16 protein-coding genes are annotated in these 17,207 nt (G+C 55.5%); 6 read left to right on the forward strand and 10 right to left on the reverse strand.

Annotated features, from left to right (window positions below):
- Positions 1 to 90 precede the first annotated feature (90 nt).
- From CIK74_RS04360 to CIK74_RS04370, 3 genes are all read right to left on the reverse strand, one after another.
- A complete protein-coding gene (locus tag CIK74_RS04360) occupies positions 91 to 762 on the reverse strand; it encodes a hypothetical protein (RefSeq protein ID WP_096254557.1) in 672 nt (223 codons plus the stop codon).
- A 182-nt stretch (positions 763 to 944) separates the two neighbouring features.
- The gene (locus CIK74_RS04365; RefSeq protein ID WP_096254558.1) at positions 945 to 2,231 is read right to left on the reverse strand and encodes an alpha/beta fold hydrolase; all 1,287 of its coding nucleotides are present in this window, start codon (positions 2,229 to 2,231) and stop codon (positions 945 to 947) included.
- Positions 2,228 to 2,704, reverse strand: a complete 477-nt coding sequence (locus CIK74_RS04370) for a GNAT family N-acetyltransferase (RefSeq protein ID WP_096254559.1) — start codon at positions 2,702 to 2,704, stop codon at positions 2,228 to 2,230. Before CIK74_RS04370 ends, CIK74_RS04365 begins: the two co-directional genes overlap by 4 nt.
- A 62-nt stretch (positions 2,705 to 2,766) precedes the next feature.
- On the opposite strand from CIK74_RS04370, the gene CIK74_RS04375 reads away from it, so the two are divergent.
- Complete coding sequence (locus CIK74_RS04375) at positions 2,767 to 3,519, forward strand: metal-dependent hydrolase (RefSeq protein ID WP_096254560.1); 753 nt, start codon at positions 2,767 to 2,769, stop codon at positions 3,517 to 3,519.
- Here CIK74_RS04375 and CIK74_RS04380 read toward each other — a convergent pair.
- Positions 3,516 to 4,121: a dihydrofolate reductase family protein gene (locus CIK74_RS04380; protein WP_308422418.1), complete on the reverse strand. Its 606-nt coding sequence runs from the start codon at positions 4,119 to 4,121 to the stop codon at positions 3,516 to 3,518. The two genes, CIK74_RS04375 and CIK74_RS04380, sit on opposite strands and share 4 nt — an antisense overlap.
- Positions 4,122 to 4,448: 327 nt before the next feature.
- On the opposite strand from CIK74_RS04380, the gene CIK74_RS04385 reads away from it, so the two are divergent.
- The 3 genes from CIK74_RS04385 to CIK74_RS04400 all read left to right on the forward strand — a co-directional run bounded on the left by CIK74_RS04385 (position 4,449) and on the right by CIK74_RS04400 (position 6,989).
- Entirely contained in the window at positions 4,449 to 4,727 is a 279-nt protein-coding gene (locus CIK74_RS04385; RefSeq protein ID WP_096254561.1) for an antibiotic biosynthesis monooxygenase, read from the forward strand.
- 343 nt (positions 4,728 to 5,070) lie between these two features.
- The gene (locus CIK74_RS04395) at positions 5,071 to 5,607 is read left to right on the forward strand and encodes a GNAT family protein (RefSeq protein WP_096254672.1); all 537 of its coding nucleotides are present in this window, start codon (positions 5,071 to 5,073) and stop codon (positions 5,605 to 5,607) included.
- Between the two features lie 173 nt (positions 5,608 to 5,780).
- Positions 5,781 to 6,989 (forward strand): MFS transporter, encoded by a 1,209-nt coding sequence (locus tag CIK74_RS04400; protein WP_096254563.1) that lies wholly within the window; start codon positions 5,781 to 5,783, stop codon positions 6,987 to 6,989.
- An 830-nt stretch (positions 6,990 to 7,819) separates the two neighbouring features.
- Here CIK74_RS04400 and CIK74_RS04405 read toward each other — a convergent pair.
- Together CIK74_RS04405 and CIK74_RS04410 are read right to left on the reverse strand one after the other, a co-directional pair.
- Entirely contained in the window at positions 7,820 to 8,014 is a 195-nt protein-coding gene (locus CIK74_RS04405; protein ID WP_141392867.1) for a hypothetical protein, read from the reverse strand.
- Between the two features lie 72 nt (positions 8,015 to 8,086).
- Complete coding sequence (locus CIK74_RS04410) at positions 8,087 to 10,615, reverse strand: DEAD/DEAH box helicase (protein WP_096254565.1); 2,529 nt, start codon at positions 10,613 to 10,615, stop codon at positions 8,087 to 8,089.
- 77 nt (positions 10,616 to 10,692) lie between these two features.
- On the opposite strand from CIK74_RS04410, the gene CIK74_RS04415 reads away from it, so the two are divergent.
- Complete coding sequence (locus tag CIK74_RS04415; RefSeq protein ID WP_096254566.1) at positions 10,693 to 11,484, forward strand: methyltransferase domain-containing protein; 792 nt, start codon at positions 10,693 to 10,695, stop codon at positions 11,482 to 11,484.
- A 112-nt stretch (positions 11,485 to 11,596) separates the two neighbouring features.
- On the opposite strand, the gene CIK74_RS04420 is transcribed toward CIK74_RS04415, so the two are convergent.
- The gene (locus tag CIK74_RS04420; protein ID WP_096254567.1) at positions 11,597 to 12,250 is read right to left on the reverse strand and encodes an MBL fold metallo-hydrolase; all 654 of its coding nucleotides are present in this window, start codon (positions 12,248 to 12,250) and stop codon (positions 11,597 to 11,599) included.
- 82 nt (positions 12,251 to 12,332) lie between these two features.
- Here CIK74_RS04420 and CIK74_RS04425 point away from each other — a divergent pair, with 82 nt between their 5' ends.
- Positions 12,333 to 12,710, forward strand: coding sequence for a GntR family transcriptional regulator (locus tag CIK74_RS04425; RefSeq protein WP_096254568.1), 378 nt, complete (start codon positions 12,333 to 12,335; stop codon positions 12,708 to 12,710).
- A gap of 229 nt (positions 12,711 to 12,939) precedes the next feature.
- Here the strand turns inward: CIK74_RS04425 and CIK74_RS04430 are convergent, their stop codons facing one another.
- The 3 genes from CIK74_RS04430 to CIK74_RS04440 all read right to left on the reverse strand — a co-directional run bounded on the left by CIK74_RS04430 (position 12,940) and on the right by CIK74_RS04440 (position 17,144).
- Positions 12,940 to 13,974 (reverse strand): hemolysin family protein, encoded by a 1,035-nt coding sequence (locus tag CIK74_RS04430; RefSeq protein WP_096254569.1) that lies wholly within the window; start codon positions 13,972 to 13,974, stop codon positions 12,940 to 12,942.
- On the reverse strand, positions 13,971 to 15,317 hold the full coding sequence (locus CIK74_RS04435) for a hemolysin family protein (RefSeq protein WP_096254570.1): 1,347 nt from the start codon (positions 15,315 to 15,317) through the stop codon (positions 13,971 to 13,973). The genes CIK74_RS04430 and CIK74_RS04435 overlap by 4 nt, the downstream gene beginning before the upstream one ends.
- Before the next feature lie 1,008 nt (positions 15,318 to 16,325).
- A complete protein-coding gene (locus CIK74_RS04440; RefSeq protein WP_240520456.1) occupies positions 16,326 to 17,144 on the reverse strand; it encodes an SDR family NAD(P)-dependent oxidoreductase in 819 nt (272 codons plus the stop codon).
- Positions 17,145 to 17,207 lie beyond the last annotated feature (63 nt).

The raw sequence follows: 17,207 nt of genomic DNA on the forward strand, positions 1-17,207 counted from the left end.
AGCTACGGTGGGTATTCTTTTGTGTTAAATGAATCTGGAGCGTGACTCACCGATGCGGCTGAGTCACGCTCCAGACTGCTGTAAGCGGTGTTAGTTCGTCGGGGTGAGGATGATGCGCAGTGGTGCGAGCAGTGCCTCTTCCTCGGCTGGGAGTCCGAAGGTCTCGGCCAGCATCACGATGAACGCTGAACCCATGGTCGGGTGCAACATGTGGTGGTTGGTGTAGACCAACGGGATTTCGTCTTCGTCCTCGTCGGGGTCCACCTCGTAGGCTTCGGTGTCGATTGGACGTGCCAGCACCAAGTGGTCGCCGTTTTCTACGAACAGTAGTTCATAGCGGTAACCATCTTCGTAGAGCAGAATGCTGTTTGGCTTATCTGAGGGACCGAAGTACTCAGGGTTTTCGGCAACGAATGGCAGTTCGGAAACTTCTTGCCAATTTACCGCCAGGTTCACGAAGTCGGTGAGCCGCTCGGCGAAGTCCTCGGCGGTGAGTGGGTACTCAGGGTCGAAGGTGTATACCGGTTCAAAATCGGCGTCCGAATCGTCTAACGCTGGGGTGGTGACAAAGAATGCCTCGCCATGGAGCACGAGTGCGAAGTCGATGTCAGAATCTACAAACTTGTAGACCAATCCATCTTCATCGGCGCGGTCTAAAGCAATGTTGTATGGCACGTGGGCGGCTGCGATGATGCCGTCCAACTCTTCGACCTTCGAGACCAGATCGGCTGGAACATCGACACCATTAATACTGTTTCCCATAGTGTTCCTTTCGACCTTTATGACGGGCAAGATGCCCTTATGCGAAACCTAGCACGGCGGTAGTGGCAACGTGTAACAAGCCACTCCGTGCGCTTGGTCTGACGCGAAACAAGAACCGAGAAGTTGCCCCTCGCTCTTGCTTGTGTGCCAGTCTAACCATGTGCTGGCACCTGCGATAGCCACTAGCCTGCGTTGGCGGCCGCCTCGGGATCTTCACCGTTGGTCATTGCTAGTAGGCGGCGGAAGATTGCAGGTCCTTCGTCGCCGATTCCATCGTGGTGGAATTCCTCGGTGACCCAGGCCTGCAGCCCGTTGACTTGGGAAGCGGTGCGCAAGGAAAGTTCGCGGTCCACATAAACATCGTCGTGATAAACCGCAGCCGCCACCGGAACCGTATTCTGCGAAAGGACATCCAGATCGTAGAGTGGCCCGAAATGTTCGTGCTCAGCTAAAATTCTTGCCACCTCTTCGAAGGGCCGGAGTACCGGATCGTCGGTGAAATGCCAGCGATAGATCATCTCTCCGGTCAAAAGTGGGGTGTCCGAATGTTCTGTGAAATCCGGGAATTCTTCCATGACGGACTCGGCGGCCCAATTGGTAGCCGCGCCTTGCGCATAAATGGTTTCATGCATCAGCGCGTAGAGCGGGTTCGTAGCGAAAGAGGCCTGAGCGTAGAGGGTTGCCAAGAAGGTGTCGGAAAGTCGTTCTCCACCTGGAGTCGATACGAAGGCTTCTTCAAAGACATGGTGCAACAGGTGTACTCGAGTATTGCCACCTAAGAACATTCCCAGCATCTGCACCAAAGGCACGGTGACTTTGCGACCGTCGGGCAACAACTCGTCGTCGTTGTGCCTCAGGTGCTCATAAATTTTGTGCAACGTATCAAAATCCTGCGGGTACCAGGAGAAGTACTCACGGTTACGTTCGGCCATGCGCTGATAGGTGGAGCGGTAGACAGTCTGCGCATCACCGTCCAATGAAGCCAGGCCCCCGGTGACTAAACACCGCTCCAACGAGTGAGGGAACATGGAGAGATACGTCAGCGTGCAGAAGCCACCATAGCTCTGACCCAAGGTGCTCCACTTGTTGATAGCTAAGTGTTCGCGCAGTGCCTCTGCATCACGAACGATTGAGTCCGCGCGGAAGTGTGACAAGTAGCGGGCCTGAGCTGCTGCGTCGCCGCGAAGCCCCAAAGACTGGCGGTTAGCAGGGGTGGAGAGGCCAGTGCCACGCTGATCTAGTAGCAGTACGCGGAAGTTTTTGGCAGCTTCGGCTAGCCAGCCCGACAAGGAGCCGGGGCGCGGTGATTTACCGCCGGGGCCGCCTTGCAAGAATAGCAACCAAGGCTTTGACTCATCGGTGCTAATTTCGCGGGCGAAGACGGTGATTTTTTCACCGTTTGGGTCATGATGATCTAGGGGAACTTCAATACGGTGTTCGGTGACATCCATGCCGCGGTAGTGAATCATCGAGCCATCTCCTGTAGTGCGTCGCCGTCCAGCCGGCGGGTGCTCCAGCCGTCCATGGTGGACGAACCGATCGAATCATAGAATCCAATGGCTGGAGCGTTCCAGTCAAGAACGGCCCATTCCATTCGGCGGTAGCCGCGATCTATGCAAATTTGTGCGAGTGTCTTCAACAGTGCGGTTCCGGTTCCTTCACCACGTTCACTGTCACGAACGTAGAGGTCTTCCAAATGAATACCGTGACGCCCTTCCCACGTGGAGTACGTCAGAAACCACATCGCGATACCGACCAGCTGGCCTGACTCATCCTCGGCGACGTGCGTGAATACCTTCGGGTCTGCGCCGAAAAGGTGCTTTTCCAGCTCGTCGACGGTGTTTTTGACCGCGTCTGGTTCCTTCTCGTAGACCGCTAGTTCGTGGATTAATTCCAGGATCTGGGGGCAGTCTGTAAGGCGCGCTTCTCTGATTGTGCTCATGTGTTTAAGCTTACCGCCGTCATGTAGCTATATCGTCGGTGACCAGTCCTAAGGTTGAATTCATGATGGGTGGACACCACGCCATGAGCGGCGCGGCCGCCTGGCTTGCAATAACAACTCCGGTAACGGTTGGTTCGATGAATCTTGGATTCGGCGTACTCCATATGGAGCGGTGGGAAACCTTGGCCGGCGCGATCGTTTGCGCCGGGGCAGCGTTGCTTCCCGACGCGGACCATCACAAGGCGACGATTGCGCGTTCCTTGCCACCGATTTCAAATATGGTGACTCGGATGATCGGTAAGGTTGCTGGCGGACACCGTAACGGTACCCACTCAATCTTGGGGATCTTGTTCTTTATATTTATTGCCTGGTTGGCTGATTCTTGGTCAACGGAAGTGGACCAACTGGGGGTGGTCTATCCCGGGGCGGCGCTCTTCGCGATCTTGCTGATTTCCTTCGCGGTAAAGAGCGTGAAGTTCATGCCTCCGCTTTTGTGTTGGGTGATTGCGTTGGCTGCTGGCGCGTTTGTTGGAATGAACGCACCGGATGAGAGAGCTTGGTTTCCGCTGGCGGTCACCGTTGGGGTGATCGTTCACATCGTGGGGGATATGCTCACCATTGGCGGTTGCAACCTGTTGTGGCCGATCAAGATTGGCGCGCCTCGCTGGTTCCGCAAGCTACCGGTGATCGGTGACTGCTGGAAAGCGAACGGACGCGTAGCACTTCCGATCCTTGCCGAAACCGGATCGAAAGCGGAATGGATCCTTGCCAGCCTCCTGACTTCCTATGTCGCAGTTGCGATAATTCTGACCTAGCTTGAGCGTTCGTATTCGGTGATGCTGACTCCCGATTCGAAGTTTCGGGTACGGGTGTGGCTAAACGGAAACGGCTGGTAACTTGCCTGCCCGAACAGCGCAATGCCCGAGCCAAAAACCAACGGGTTGCGTTTGAGGACGAGCCGATCAATTTCAGGTAGCAGCTCGCCTGCTAGCGCTCCGCCGCCACAAAGGTAGATGTCCAAGCCGGATTCCTGTTTCAACTCGCGGATCCTGGCCAGTGGATCATGAGTAAGTTCGACATTCTCCGGCACGGTGCGCGCATTTCTGGATGCGACGATCTGATGCAAATGCGCGTAGGGGTTATCTATTCCGCCACTGATTTCTGGGTTGTAGGTATTCCACCCCATGATGACGGTGTCAAAGATCGTGTGGGGAGCAGCGAGCCCCAAAGCTTGCTGCACGTGGGAAGGAACGGCATCGGTGTATTCTCCGAGCACCACGTGCATATGGTCACCTTCGACAGGGAAAGCTGAAGGATCGCCATTAGGCGCGGCGATGTATCCATCGAGGCTCACCGCTACATAGTAAACGAGCTTGCGTGGCATTTTTGGCTCCGCCCAATAGTGGATAAAATCCACGACAAATCCTAGAGCAGGATTCTTAAGGTGTACAGAGAACGACAAAAAAGGACATCGATTTCAACTTTGACTTCATACCGTCCCGTTAAAGTTTCCACCTACGGCCGAAACCAGTAACGGTTGCGCTGGGCGGTGGAAACACCCTTAGAAACGGCTCAGTCTCAAGAGGAATTACGCCAACGTTCAGTAGCAGTTTGGCTTGACGGAGCCGCCACGCATCGAGGATCTATCGCGACCAAGATTAGAAATCTATATGCTGCCCGGGGCAGCGACTTTCGGTACTGTTCATCAGTCGATGTGCTGATAGTCCATGGCAGGATTAATCTTGTGAACAACATCTTTCTGACGGGACAGCTGATTTGCCACGACGTCGATGAAATTGCAATTGTTGTGGAATTTTTGCCTAAGCATATTGAGCTGACACGTGCTGAGCTTGGATGCGTCTTCTTCGAGGTGAACCAAACTGACGACCCGATGGTATGGGATGTCGCGGAGTGTTTTCGCGACGCAGCATCCTTTGAGCTGCATCAAAGCCGAGTGCAATCCAGTGATTGGGGACGAGCCACGACAGGAATGAAACGACAATACTCAGTGTCAGGATTTTAGAAGCAGTGTCCTCGCTGCCTGGCCCTTGTTGGAGGCTTCAGAATCTTCAGTGACCGAAATGGCTACTGGTTTGAGGCGTGCACGGCCGGTGAATTTGTCGCTCACAACGGCGCAGCTTAAAACCTGGTCGGTTGGCTTCGCCCGGTCCTCGTTGGCCCCGGAGTGCGAACAGCTAGCCATGCGTTGCCGAACTATGGAGAATCTAAGCGGCTCCTCTTGGCCTCATCAGAGTGTTCAGGAGCAGGAGTGCCTGCACAATTACTCGGATGGATCAATGACACGGCTGGGTCTTAGGAATGTCGCCGACCTGCTTTGCGTGACTGCCAACAGTTACGCTTTTAGAATGGATCCTTTGATTCAGCCTGCCTTGGATGCTTCGGAATATCGGCTGCGTCCATTTACATTGCAAGATGCTGGATTGGTTCGGCAAGCTTCGCTCGACCCACTGATTCCGCTCATCACTACTGTTCCCGCCAACGCTGCAGATGAAGAAATAGTCGATTACATCGGACGGCAACATCAGCGACTTGTTACTCATTCCGGATACTCTTTCGCCATCGCGGATGCAAAAACCGATCAAGCCGTGGGCCAAATCGGCCTGTGGCTGAAAAACATCGATCAGGGTCGGGGCAGCGTTGGCTACTGGGTTGGTGCGGCTCACCGGAATAAAGGGATAGTCTCTAGCGCCCTAGATGCCTTATCAACGTGGGCAATTGCCCGGCGGGACATTCACCGTCTCGAACTCTATGTGGAACCATGGAATGAAGGCTCTTGGCGAGCGGCGGAGCGGTGTGGATACACGCGTGAAGGGCTGCTGCGTAGCTGGCAGGAAGTCGGCGGGCTGCGTAAAGACATGTACATGTACTCACGCCTCAAATAAAGAGCATTCAAGCGGTGCCACTTGAAAAAGCTTGAGTTCGTGCCATGGCCTTGCTGTCTAAAAAGTTTCCCTCCGTTTCCACTGGCTGCTCAGAAGATCCTGTGAGCCATTACGCAGGACCCTCAACAGAGGACAGTCTTCAGCGATTGATCTTGGCTGTAAAGTGAGGTGCTATGCCGCTGGGACGAGAGTATCGGAAGCTTTGGGCTGGAAACGCCGCTTCAAATTTCGGGGATGGCATAAACTTCGTTGCCATTCCACTTCTGGCTACCGCACTTACCTCTGATCCCGTGCTGATTGCAGGCCTATCGATGGCCTATACGGCGGCAAAGCTCATGGTGGTTCTGCCCATCGGCGCGTTTGTGGATCGGCTAGACCGCAAAACCATTCTGTGGATCGCCAATCTCAGTCGAAGCATTCTCTTGATCGCACTGGCGGTAGTAGTAGTTAGCGGGGCAGGGTCAATCGCCGCACTCTACGTAGTCTTTAGCCTAATAGGCATCCTAGAGACAGCAGCAGACAACTCGGCACTATCGATATTGCCGTCAGTTGTTGGTAGCAAAGACTTGGATAAGGCCAACAGTCAGATTACGGCGACTCAACTTATCGCTGATGAATTCATTGGACCACCCACTGGGGGCCTATTATTTGCTGCCGCAGTATCGTTACCCATTGCAATCACGGGTAGCGCCTACGCTGCGGCGGCGCTATTTTTCTTGGGAATGACCGGCACCTTCCGAGCTAAGCCCCGAACGAAACAGCCTCCTTCGTTGCGCCGCGAAGTGTTCGAAGGTGGTGCATGGCTCGTTCGACACAAGTTATTACGTTCCTTGGCTATCGTCAGCGGGTTAGTCAGCATCGCATATATGATGCCGTTTTCTATCCTTGTCCTCTTCGCCGAGGACGTCTTGGGGCTTGGCTCCGCGGGCTATGGTCTTTTACTTTCTGTATCGGCGCTCGGCGGACTTCTTGGATCAGCCATTGCCTCAAGGCTGCGACGTAAATTCGGATACGCGGCCATGACGACAGGAAGCTTATGCCTTGGATCAGTTAGCCTGTTTGCCATCTATCTGACCGATATTCCATGGTTGGTGGCAGCGCTACTGGCCGTTTACATTTTGCATGCCGTGCTTTTTGGTATCTGTGTCAGTTCGTTGCGCCAACGGTTGGTCCCGGATGAACTACGTGGAAGGGTCAACGCCGTCACCAAATTGTTTGGACTTGCTGGTCTTACTATCGGCGCTGGTCTCGGAGGGATATTGGCAACGGTGGGCAGTCTGGCAACTCCGTTCCTCGCTGGAGCGCTTGTCTTTATCGTTTGTGCACTGGTTGTATGGCCGAGTCTGCGGAATTGGGAAAATAGAAGTTCTTCGCTCGAATGACATTCGTTCGACACGAAGGTTACTTGTAGCAGAGGAGGTTCTTAAATTTTCGGGGTCCCGATATTGACGAGATAATGGCTGAGGGAGACTCCCATGTTCTTTGGATCGAGATGAGGGCCACTCTGCGCGGGGCCTGACCACACAGGTGAAGCTGCGCCTCGTTGCAGTTCGAGTGCGGAAAGAATTCATTAGGCAGTCGCGCTCCGCATACGCATTGTCCCGGCGGTCTCCCTGGGGCAACACGGCGATATTGATAGCCACAAATGAAGAAACTTCCATGTGCCGCAGTAGCATCCGGGAGCCGCTGGTATCTACGTGTCATGTCTGAGAACGGTACCGGCCCTGTACCTTCGTCTAGAACACTACTGTTGTCTTACTCGTCCCCAAAAAACCGAGTTAAGAGTATGGCATGAAGCAACAACGGACATATCACGTCGATTCGTGGCGCCACCAGAGTAAGAAGTAGCTTCAGAGTCGGAAAAGCACCCGTCTGCCGCAGTCGAGTCCGGGAAGTCAGCGCCTTTACGGATCTCAGATGAGAACTGTGCCGGACGTATTTCTTCATGCCATAAGTATCTTCGAACATCTGATGCCGCGAAAATTTTTCTCGCGTGGGGACATCAAACGAGACAAGAGCACTGTTGGAAGGTAGCCGGCAAAGTCTGGGCAGATAGGAATACCGAGCACGAGAAGTAGCTCCTATATGCCGCAGCAGTCACCGGGATCTTACGTCCTTGACTAAGAAAGGTATCGGTCGCGTTGCTTCTTCATCCACGACTGTCCAAAACCGTGAAACGCCAAGCCCACGGGAGGGAGGCATAAATCCGGGTTTAAGGTTGGTTGCCGTCCACCTTCGGAGCCCAGCTCACATAGAGTAATCCGGTGCCAACGAGCACCAGTCCCACCTGGAGAAGCGTGGGGATGAAGCCTTCAACGGTGAAGAGCACTGCGTAGTTGCTGATCAGGGCGAGCCATGCGATAAACATGACGAGGCTGCCGAGCATGCGCAGTCGAATGCGATCCATGGCCACGACCATACCGTCGCGGAGGCACGAAAGTACTCCATATTAAGCGAATATTTCGTGAACTGTGAACGTCTAATCCATGCGTCCTACGCCGGTCACCGTGACCACCGGATATCCGGCCTCATCCGAGGCGTCTAGGGAGATGGTTGCGTTGATTCCCCAGTCGTGGTTTTCTTCCGGATCGGCAAAAATCTGACGTACCTCCCAGATACGATTTGGCTTCTCATTGATCACGAAGAGGTTCGAGCCGCGGCCGTTAGGGCCATCGTCGATATCTTCGTGTTCTTCGAAGTAGCTATCCAGCGCCTCGGCCCAGGCATCTGAATCAAAACCGTTGTGCCCATCAAGTTCGCCCAGCGCCTGATCCTGCTCGTCGGCGAAGAGCTTGACGCGGCGGAACATTTCGTTGCGAACCATCACCTTGAAGGCACGCACATTGGTGGTGAGCTTATCCGGTGCTGGGGGAGTGATCTCGGTTTCTTCGTGCAGCTCACCGCGCGAGAGTTCCTCCCACTCATCCAGGAGTGAGGAGTCGATTTGGCGGATCAATTCGCCGAGCCACTCGATGAGGTCTTCCAGATCTTCGCGCAGCGAATCCTGCGGCACCGTTTGGCGCAAGGCCTTGTAGGCGTCGGTGAGGTAGCGCAGTAGTACGCCCTCGGAGCGAGCCAGCTGGTAATACTGAACGAAGTCTGAGAAGCCCATGGCCCGCTCGTACATGTCTCGCACCACGGACTTCGGCTGAAGCTCGAAGTCTGCAAGCCACGGGGCACCGGACCGGTACTGTTCGAAGGCCGCTTCAAGCTTTTCGGCCAGTGGCTGAGGGTAGGTGACTTCTTCCAAAGCTGCCATACGCGCGTCGTAGTCCAGCCCGTCCGCCTTCATCGCGGCAACGGCTTCACCGCGGGCCTTCTTCTCTTGGCCAGAAAGCACCTGACGCGGCTTCTCCAAGGTTGCCTCGATGACCGAAACCACGTCTAGTGCGTAGCTTGGAGAGTCGGGGGAGAAGAGCTCCAGCGCTGCCAGAGCGAAAGGCGAGAGCGGCTGGTTCAGTGCAAAGTTCTGCTGAAGGTGCACCGTCAGCTCGTAGTAGTTGCCGTAGACATCGGGTTCATTGCGGCGAACCACCACACCGGTGGCGATCAGCTCGCGCAGAATGCCTAGGGCGCGTAACTTCAGCTTCCGCTGAGACGCCGGTGTTTCATGATTCTCGGTGAGGATGCGCTTGGCTGCTTCGAAGGCGTTATCTTCGCGTTCCAGCAGGTTCAGTAGCATCGAGTGGGAGACCTGGAAGGAAGACTTCAGCGTTTCCGGATCCGCATGCACGATTTTGTCGTAGGTTTTCTCGCCCCAGGTGACGAAGTTCTGTGGTGGCTTTTTCTTGGGGATCTGCTTGAGTTTGGAGGAGCCTTCGCCGTGCTTCTTCAGCGCCTTTTCCATGGCTTTGTGATTTTCAATGGCATGCTCGGGAGCCTGCACCATTACGGTGCCCGCGGTATCGAAACCTGCGCGTCCGGCGCGTCCGGCAATCTGATGGAATTCACGGGCGTTGAGGGTGCGGGTACGTGTGCCGTCAAATTTGGACAGCGCGGTCATGAGCACGGTGCGGATTGGCACATTGATACCGACACCCAGGGTGTCGGTGCCGCAGATGACCTTGAGCAGCCCGGCCTGAGCGAGCTGCTCAACCAACCGGCGGTACTTAGGCAGCATGCCTGCGTGGTGCACTCCGATGCCATGGCGGACCAGACGGTTCAGCGTCTTACCGAACCCGGCTGCGAATCGGAAGCCTGCTACCAGCTCAGCGATGCGGTCTTTTTCCTCGCGGGTGCATACATTGATGCTCATCAGCCCGGTGGCACGATCGATCGCGTCCAACTGCGAGAAATGCACAATGTAGATGGGGACCTGCTGTGTTTTGATCAGTTCCTCGACGGTTTCCTGTACCGGGTCCAACGAGTAGTAGAAATGCAGGGGGATGGGACGCTCGGAGTGGGCAACGGTGACCGTAGTCTTCCCGGTACGCTCTTCGAGCTCCTTTTCAAAGCGCGAGACATCGCCCAAGGTGGCGCTCATCAGCAAGAACTGCGACTGCGGCAGTTCAATCAATGGTAGCTGCCAAGCCCAACCACGCTGTGGGTCAGCGTAGAAGTGGAACTCATCCATGATGACCACGCCGACATCGGCCCGTGAGCCTTCACGCAAGGCGATGTTAGCCAAGATCTCAGCGGTACAGCAGATGATCGGAGCGTCGGCGTTCACCGAGGAATCACCGGTGACCATGCCAACGTTTTCGGCACCGAAGATCTTACATAGGTCGAAGAACTTCTCCGAGACCAGTGCCTTGATCGGTGCGGTGTAGAAGCTGATTTCATCGCGGGCCATTGCGTAGAAGTGCGCGGCAATGGCGACTAAGGACTTACCTGAGCCGGTGGGCGTCGCCAAAATGACGTTGCTTCCGGCGGCCAAGGCCATGGATGCCTCGTCCTGGGCTGGGTACAAGTCAATGCCACGGGTGGTTACCCAGCGGCCAAATGATTCGTAAATCTCGTCGTCGGAAACGTTCTTGGCATCTGCAGGCAGGTAATCGGTGAGCAACATGATGTTCTAAGCCTATCTCGTTGAGAAGTGTGACCGGGCGCTAGTACGGTAAGTAGTGTGGGGCTAGGCTGACAAACATGAAGTGGGATCCGAGCAAATACACCGAATTCGCCAATTACCGAGGACGTCCCTACGAAGACCTACTAGGTCAGTTAGGCGAAATCACACCCCAAAGGGTCGTAGACTTGGGCTGTGGGCCAGGCAATAAGACGAGCCTATTGGCGCAGCGTTGGCCCGCCGCACAGGTAACCGGGCTGGATTCCTCCCCGGAGATGATCACCCAGGCTCAAGACACGGCACGTCTAACCAATCTGGACTTTGAGCTGGTTGATGTCCGCCAGTGGCACCCCAACGACGAAGTTGATCTGCTCTTTTCAAACGCAATGCTGCAGTGGTTGCCTGAACACCGCGACTTATTAAAGACGTGGCTCAAGGATTTGAAGACCGGAGCCCACGTGGCTATACAGGTGCCGGGCAACTTCGGCTCTGCATCACACGTGGTGATGCGGCAGCTAGCGGACTCGCATAAATGGGCGGACAAGCTTTCCGGAATACTTCGCCACGACGACGCTGTCAGTGAGCCAGAGGTCTATCAGCGCCTGTTGCTGGATGCAGGCTTCCAGGCCAACGTCTGGGAGACGACCTATCATCAGGTGCTGCTGGGCGAAGACCCAATTCTTGACTGGGTACGTGGCACCGCACTGCTTCCGGTCAAAGCGGCACTCACCGAAGGTGACTACGTGGACTTCGAAGCTGACTATTCACGCGAGGTCGCTGGGCATTACCCGTCGGTTAGCGCACCAGACGGGGCGAAACTCACAAATTTCCCTTTTCGGAGAATCTTCATGATCGGGCGCAAACTGGGCTGAAGAGTGCCGGGTAAGAATATTGCCTGAGATAAGTGCCGGGGCCCGCGGATGAGAACATCCATGGGTCCCGGACTCTAGGTAGAAGTAGCGCTAAATTGGCGCTCACCGGTGGTTACCAGCCGCGCTGGCGCCACTCGTTCAGGTGCGGGCGCTCGGTGCCCACTGTCGTGGATTCACCGTGGCCGGGTAGTACACGCGTTTCATCCGAGAATTTCTCGAATATACGTTCGGATACGTCGTTGATCAGCGACTCGAAACGTTCCTGGTCTTTCTCGGTATTACCTACGCCACCAGGAAAAAGGCTGTCGCCGCTGAAAATGACCTGTTCGCCCGAAGAATCACGTAGGGCGTAGGCAATCGATCCCGGGGTATGGCCGCGAAGGTGAATCGCTTCCAACACCACTTCGCCTACCGTAACGCGGTCGCCGTGGTTCAAACCATGGGTAATCGACACCTCCGCCTCTCTGTTGATACCGGCAACGTCGTCGACTCCCGCATAGGTGGGTACCTTGTAGGTTTCGACGGCAGCGGATAACGCCCGCACATGATCCCAGTGCTGGTGTGTCGTGGCGATGCCTATGACCTGTGGCGGAGGGCCATCCGAAGCGGCGCTGGCAACAAGTCCTTGAATCGCCGGCAGGTCATCTGCAGCATCGATGATCAACTGTTTTCCGCTGGTACGCTCGGTGACCAGATAAACGTTATTATTCATTTCCGAAACGCTCACCGAACGAATCGTGACGTCAGTTAAGAGAAGTTCGCTCATAGGCTTTAGCCTACGCGGGGCAGCCGCCCGAACACGATAGGCTCAGTTAATCACCTCAAGCATTGCACCGAATGGAGCGCCCATGGCTAATCTGGATTTCATCCGCATCGACCCGACGTCGGCAGTGGCCCCATACCAGCAGGTACGCGAACAAATCTTAGCCAGCATCGCCCACGGTGACTTGGCGCCAGGAACAAAACTACCTTCGGTTCGGGCGCTCGCCGGCGAACTTGATCTTGCGGTCAATACTGTGGCAAAAGTCTACAAGGAGCTTGAAGCGCAAGGCGCCGTAGTGACCCGCGGCCGTCATGGCACGATCGTGCAAGCAACGGAAGACCGTGGCGAACAAGAGGTCAGCGATGCCGCCGCCGATCTGGCACGAGTATCCCAGACCTGGTCGGTAAATGAAGAGACCGCGGTAAAGTACCTGCGTGCTGCTTTTAGTTCGCTACCGCGCTAATCAGCTTCCTTCCGGTCACAGGCGGCATTTGAATGCGCCTAGTGCGCAGGCGCAACTTCACCAGTGGTTACCCTTTTTAAGATGCTCAGTTCACAAACGCCGCAGAACCTGTGGCTCATCGCAATTAAAAAAGTATGAAAAATGCTGGCTAACTAGCGGGTAATCAACGAGTACAAAAAAATTGAACCGGCTAACTGTGATCAGATAGCCGGTTCAATACTCGTTATAACTATTTTGCGTCGTGACGGATCTGTCCGACTAGTTCTTCAAGCAGGTCTTCTAAGGTGACCAAACCGGTGACCGCACCCGTCGTTGAATCTCTGACTAGTGCCAGGTGGGCGCCGCTGCGCTGCATTGACTGCAGTGCCGGTCGAACACTTTGCTCCGGAGCGAATTCAGGCAGCACACGGACCACTGCCTCTTCCAAAGGCAGCAAGCGCGAAGTGCCCTTGCGCCCTAGAACATCCTTAATATGCACATATCCAACAGGTTCCCCTGCGCCATCCCTTAGTGGGAAACGAGAGAACCCCAGAGCCGCTGCTTCCTCCACCTGCGCGACGGTCGCGTTAACTGGGAGGGTCTTCACCTGAGCGAAATCGATCGCGACTGAACCGATAGTTCTCGCATCAAAGCTCAACGCTCCCAGAAGCAGGCGTTCATCTTGCCCGTCCAACAATCCACCTTGACGCGATTCGGCAACCATATTGGCTACTTCGTCACGGGTAAAGGTGCTGGCCACCTCGTTCTTGGGTGTCACGCCCATGGCGCGGAGCACCAGGTTACCCATGGCGTTCATGGACCAGAGCACCGGACGCAGGACCTTGACCAGGACAACCATGCTGGGAGCAAGAATCAAAGCCATGCGTTCCGGTCCGGCCAACGCCATATTCTTCGGGACCATTTCCGCAAGAACCACGTGCAGGTATGTCACCAGAGCCAGGGCAATGGCATAGGAGAGCGGATCGATCCACGACACAGGAATACCGATCGATTCGAACGGTCCTGCCACCGCATATTTCACCAGCGGCTTGGTGACGTAGCCTAGCGCGAGCGAACAGACGGTAATGCCAAGCTGGGCGCCAGCCATGACCAATGAAACATTCTCAATGGCCCACAGGGTCATCTTTGCGCTTCGGCTGCCATGCTCGGCCTTCGGCTCGATAATGCTTCGACGTGCCGAGATCAGAGCAAACTCTGCCCCGACAAAGTAGAAGTTCGCTAACAAGAGCAAAATTGTGACGATTATTCCTGTCAGGTCGCTCATCGTGCCTCTTCCTCGTCGAATAGCTCAATAGCGGTGACGTCCAGCGTGGCGATTCTCGGTCCATCGGTGGCATGAACCAGCAAGGTCAGCTCCTTGTGGGGCCTTCCAGGTAAGCCGGGAACCGTGAGAGTTATTGAGTCGCCGATTTGTCCAAGCCGGCCCAGGTGTACCGTGACAAGGCCTGCAAGAGTTTCATAGTCGGAGTCATCCGGAATCTCGCAGCCAATGATTTCATTGGCTTCATAGGAGTGCAGTGAAGCGTCCAGGCGCCATGAGTTTTCAGACAGTGCTTCGGAGGTACTCTCTTCACGGTCATGTTCATCACGCACCTCGCCGACGATCTCTTCGACAAGATCTTCCAGCGTCAGCAATCCTGCGATATCTCCGGTTTCATCGATGAGAATCGCCATCTGGGAACCGGTCTGGCGCAGTTGGTCCATGAGGCCATCAAGTTCAACGGTGTCGGGTACCAAAGTGGCCTGATCCTGGTGTTCGCCTACTGCGGTGAAGTCTCGTTGGTCATGTGGGATGCCAAGAAGCGTACGAATATGTACCAGGCCGTGTACCTCATGCCCATCGGCATTAACCAGTGGGAAGCGAGAGTGGCCAGTTTTCGCGGCCAGCTCAAGCACCTGGTCGACGGTATGAGCGGCATTGACGGTGACCATCCGAGTTCGTGGGGTCATCACATCGTGCGCTCGCCGATTTCCAAAGGCGACCGTACGGCGCAGCATTTCTGCCGTTTCCGAGGGCAGGATTCCTTCGCGTGCCGAGTGGCCGACCAGAGCTACGAGTTCTTCAGCCGAACGCGTGGAAGCAAGTTCTTCTTTCGGTTCGATGCCAAAGCGTCGCACGATCCAGTTGGCGTTGCCATTAAAGAAGGACAGCAAAGGTTTTGTCACCGTGGAGAATCCGCGCTGGAATCCCACTACTGCTTTGGCCGTAGCAAATGGTTTGGCAATAGCGAGGTTCTTTGGAACTAATTCACCAAAGACCATGGTCAGAATGGTAGCAAGCACTAAAGCCAGGCCGATCGAAATTGAACGAGCCATTGCTTCGGAGAGACCGGCCGATTCAAGCGGCCCATCCAGAAGTGCTGCGATAGCTGGCTCGGCGAGAAAGCCGATACCCAGATTGGTCAGGGTGATGCCTAATTGTGCTCCGGAAAGCTGGGTAGACAACGTGCTCATTCCTTTGAGCACTCCGGCTGCGCGCCGGTCTCCCTGATCTGCGGCGTTTTTCACCTCATTGCGGTTGACCGTGATGAGGGCGAACTCGGCAGCTACAAAAAGTCCGCAGGCGAGAATTAGAACTACAGCAATAAGCAGTGAGATCCATTCCATTATTTACACCCCCTGCCGGATTGCGTTCCTGTGGTTTGCATACCTAACAGGGGGATCGGACTGTGATAGCGACTGTCGCTTGTAGCGTTCATCATTCCCTTCTGGTCGGAGTATCTTCCTCCGGCCCAATTACTGACATCTATTATCCGGTAGTTCCCTGTGCGATTCTCCAAAGGAGGCGGGAGTTAACCGAATACCCCACAACCTCACAGAATATTCATAAGTTGCGGATTCGAAGAGGAGGCCAAGGAACGCGGGCTACTTAGACATCAGCAGATAGTCGCGCCGCGCTTTGATCGGATTATGCCGCCGTCGGAGTTCGGGGGTTGCCTGGTGACGAGTCTGGCACCACCGGGGCCGCCCGTATCGACGGGAGGCTCATTTGGTCCGCGAACCCAGAGTCAGCAAGTCGAGCGCTAGTCCTTTGGCATATATGTGACGATTCGGAACACTCATGTGCCAGCGCGCAGAGCGACCGCCACGCTCCCTAAGGCTGCGCGGTTCTAACTGTGGCTCGGGAGCGCCCGGGCTCACCGCAAAGTTTCTTCCTATGGCTGGTCGAGCTTCTGACCTGAAGGGTTTGATGTACAGGAGCGCCGCGGGGTTGGCGATCGGCGTGCTATCTCGGTAGTGATGGGGCCTAGAAGGACTCTCGTTGTTCCTGGCCATGGACGCCGGCTTCGGTGTGGATTGCGCGCGGTTAGTTGTTGTCGAAGACGTAGTTCGAATTGCAGGGGAAAGAATCTGTTGATGTTCGCGGGAATGCACCCCACCAAGTCTGCACAAATTGTAGATTCGACCTAGGCGGCACGTCGATTTTGAACCGTTAGCTACCCTAAGGCGGCCGGCAGCGCTTGCTCGAGTGTTTTTAGTGCTTACTCCTGAATTCCTGAAGCGGAGTCAATAAGAGGCAAACGACCCGTAGCCGGTGTCAGCTCAGGCACCAAAGCGATCAACGGATGCGTCCGAGTTTTCCTAAGCCTCGCTCAGATCCGAAGGCAGAGCATTTCAAAGCAGTGAGTCCGAGGCGTTCCAGAGTTGTTCTGCAGTCTGCGAATTGTGCATTTCCGGATTGACCTTCGTCGCAATCCTGCGCGCTTCGTAGTAGGCGCCGGGGTGGAAAGTTACTCCAGGGGTACCTTCGGCTAGCCAAACGAGCTGATCTGAACCCTGCGCGGGAGTGACGGTAAAGAGACGCTTGAGCGGGCCATGGTAGATGTACCGCATGAAGTGTGTGGTTTCGCTGGCGAAGCTGCTGGCAACGATACCCGGGTGGAAAGCCACGGCGGTGATGCCTCGTGTCCCGAATCGGTGCTGCAATTCCTGGGTGAAGAGGATATTGGCGAGTTTCGCGTTGCCGTAGGCCCGCTGCGGGGTGTAGCCATTCGCGTTTTGCAGGTCTTCGAGGTTAAGCCGTCCGAAGATCCGCGCAGCCACACTGGCTGTCTGGATAATCGTTGCGCCACCGGCGATGAGTGCCGGCATAAGCAAACGAGTCAGCAGGAATGGGGAAAGGTGATTGACTTGAAAAGTTTTCTCATAGCCAGCGGTGGTCAGGGCGCGCTCGTCCATGATGCCGCCCGCGTTGTTCGCCAGCACGTTGATCTCCGGGTACATCTGAAGAAGTTCTTCGGCGAGCCCTCGTACTTGGGCCAGGTCAGCGAAGTCCGCAACATAACAAGGGATACCGAGCTCTGCGGCGATCTTTCTGGTTTTGCTTTCCGAACGGCCGACGATGACCACTCGATGTCCATGGTCAACCAGCGTGCGTGCAGCGGCCGCGCCAATGCCGTCGCTGCCACCGGTGATGATGATGGTTTTGCTCAAGTTAAATTCATCCCTCATGGTCGACTCTGAAACTCGGCCTCCACTTCCGGAACGACCAGCAGG

Origin of the sequence: Glutamicibacter sp. BW77, assembly GCF_002332285.1 — a bacterium.
GTDB classification, from domain to species: Bacteria; Actinomycetota; Actinomycetes; order Actinomycetales; family Micrococcaceae; genus Glutamicibacter; species Glutamicibacter bergerei.

Bases quoted from the DNA above. Each gene is read 5' to 3' on its own strand.
- CIK74_RS04415 (WP_096254566.1), top strand. From the start codon at position 10,693: ATGAAGTGGGATCCGAGCAAATACACCGAATTCGCCAATTACCGAGGA.
- CIK74_RS04400 (WP_096254563.1), top strand. From the start codon at position 5,781: ATGCCGCTGGGACGAGAGTATCGGAAGCTTTGGGCTGGAAACGCCGCT.
- CIK74_RS04370 (WP_096254559.1), bottom strand. From the start codon at position 2,704: ATGAGCACAATCAGAGAAGCGCGCCTTACAGACTGCCCCCAGATCCTG.
- CIK74_RS04360 (WP_096254557.1), bottom strand. From the start codon at position 762: ATGGGAAACAGTATTAATGGTGTCGATGTTCCAGCCGATCTGGTCTCG.
- CIK74_RS04430 (WP_096254569.1), bottom strand. From the start codon at position 13,974: ATGAGCGACCTGACAGGAATAATCGTCACAATTTTGCTCTTGTTAGCG.
- CIK74_RS04365 (WP_096254558.1), bottom strand. From the start codon at position 2,231: ATGATTCACTACCGCGGCATGGATGTCACCGAACACCGTATTGAAGTT.
- CIK74_RS04435 (WP_096254570.1), bottom strand. From the start codon at position 15,317: ATGGAATGGATCTCACTGCTTATTGCTGTAGTTCTAATTCTCGCCTGC.
- CIK74_RS04405 (WP_141392867.1), bottom strand. From the start codon at position 8,014: ATGGATCGCATTCGACTGCGCATGCTCGGCAGCCTCGTCATGTTTATC.
- CIK74_RS04410 (WP_096254565.1), bottom strand. From the start codon at position 10,615: ATGTTGCTCACCGATTACCTGCCTGCAGATGCCAAGAACGTTTCCGAC.
- CIK74_RS04375 (WP_096254560.1), top strand. From the start codon at position 2,767: ATGATGGGTGGACACCACGCCATGAGCGGCGCGGCCGCCTGGCTTGCA.
- CIK74_RS04420 (WP_096254567.1), bottom strand. From the start codon at position 12,250: ATGAGCGAACTTCTCTTAACTGACGTCACGATTCGTTCGGTGAGCGTT.
- CIK74_RS04425 (WP_096254568.1), top strand. From the start codon at position 12,333: ATGGCTAATCTGGATTTCATCCGCATCGACCCGACGTCGGCAGTGGCC.
- CIK74_RS04395 (WP_096254672.1), top strand. From the start codon at position 5,071: ATGGATCCTTTGATTCAGCCTGCCTTGGATGCTTCGGAATATCGGCTG.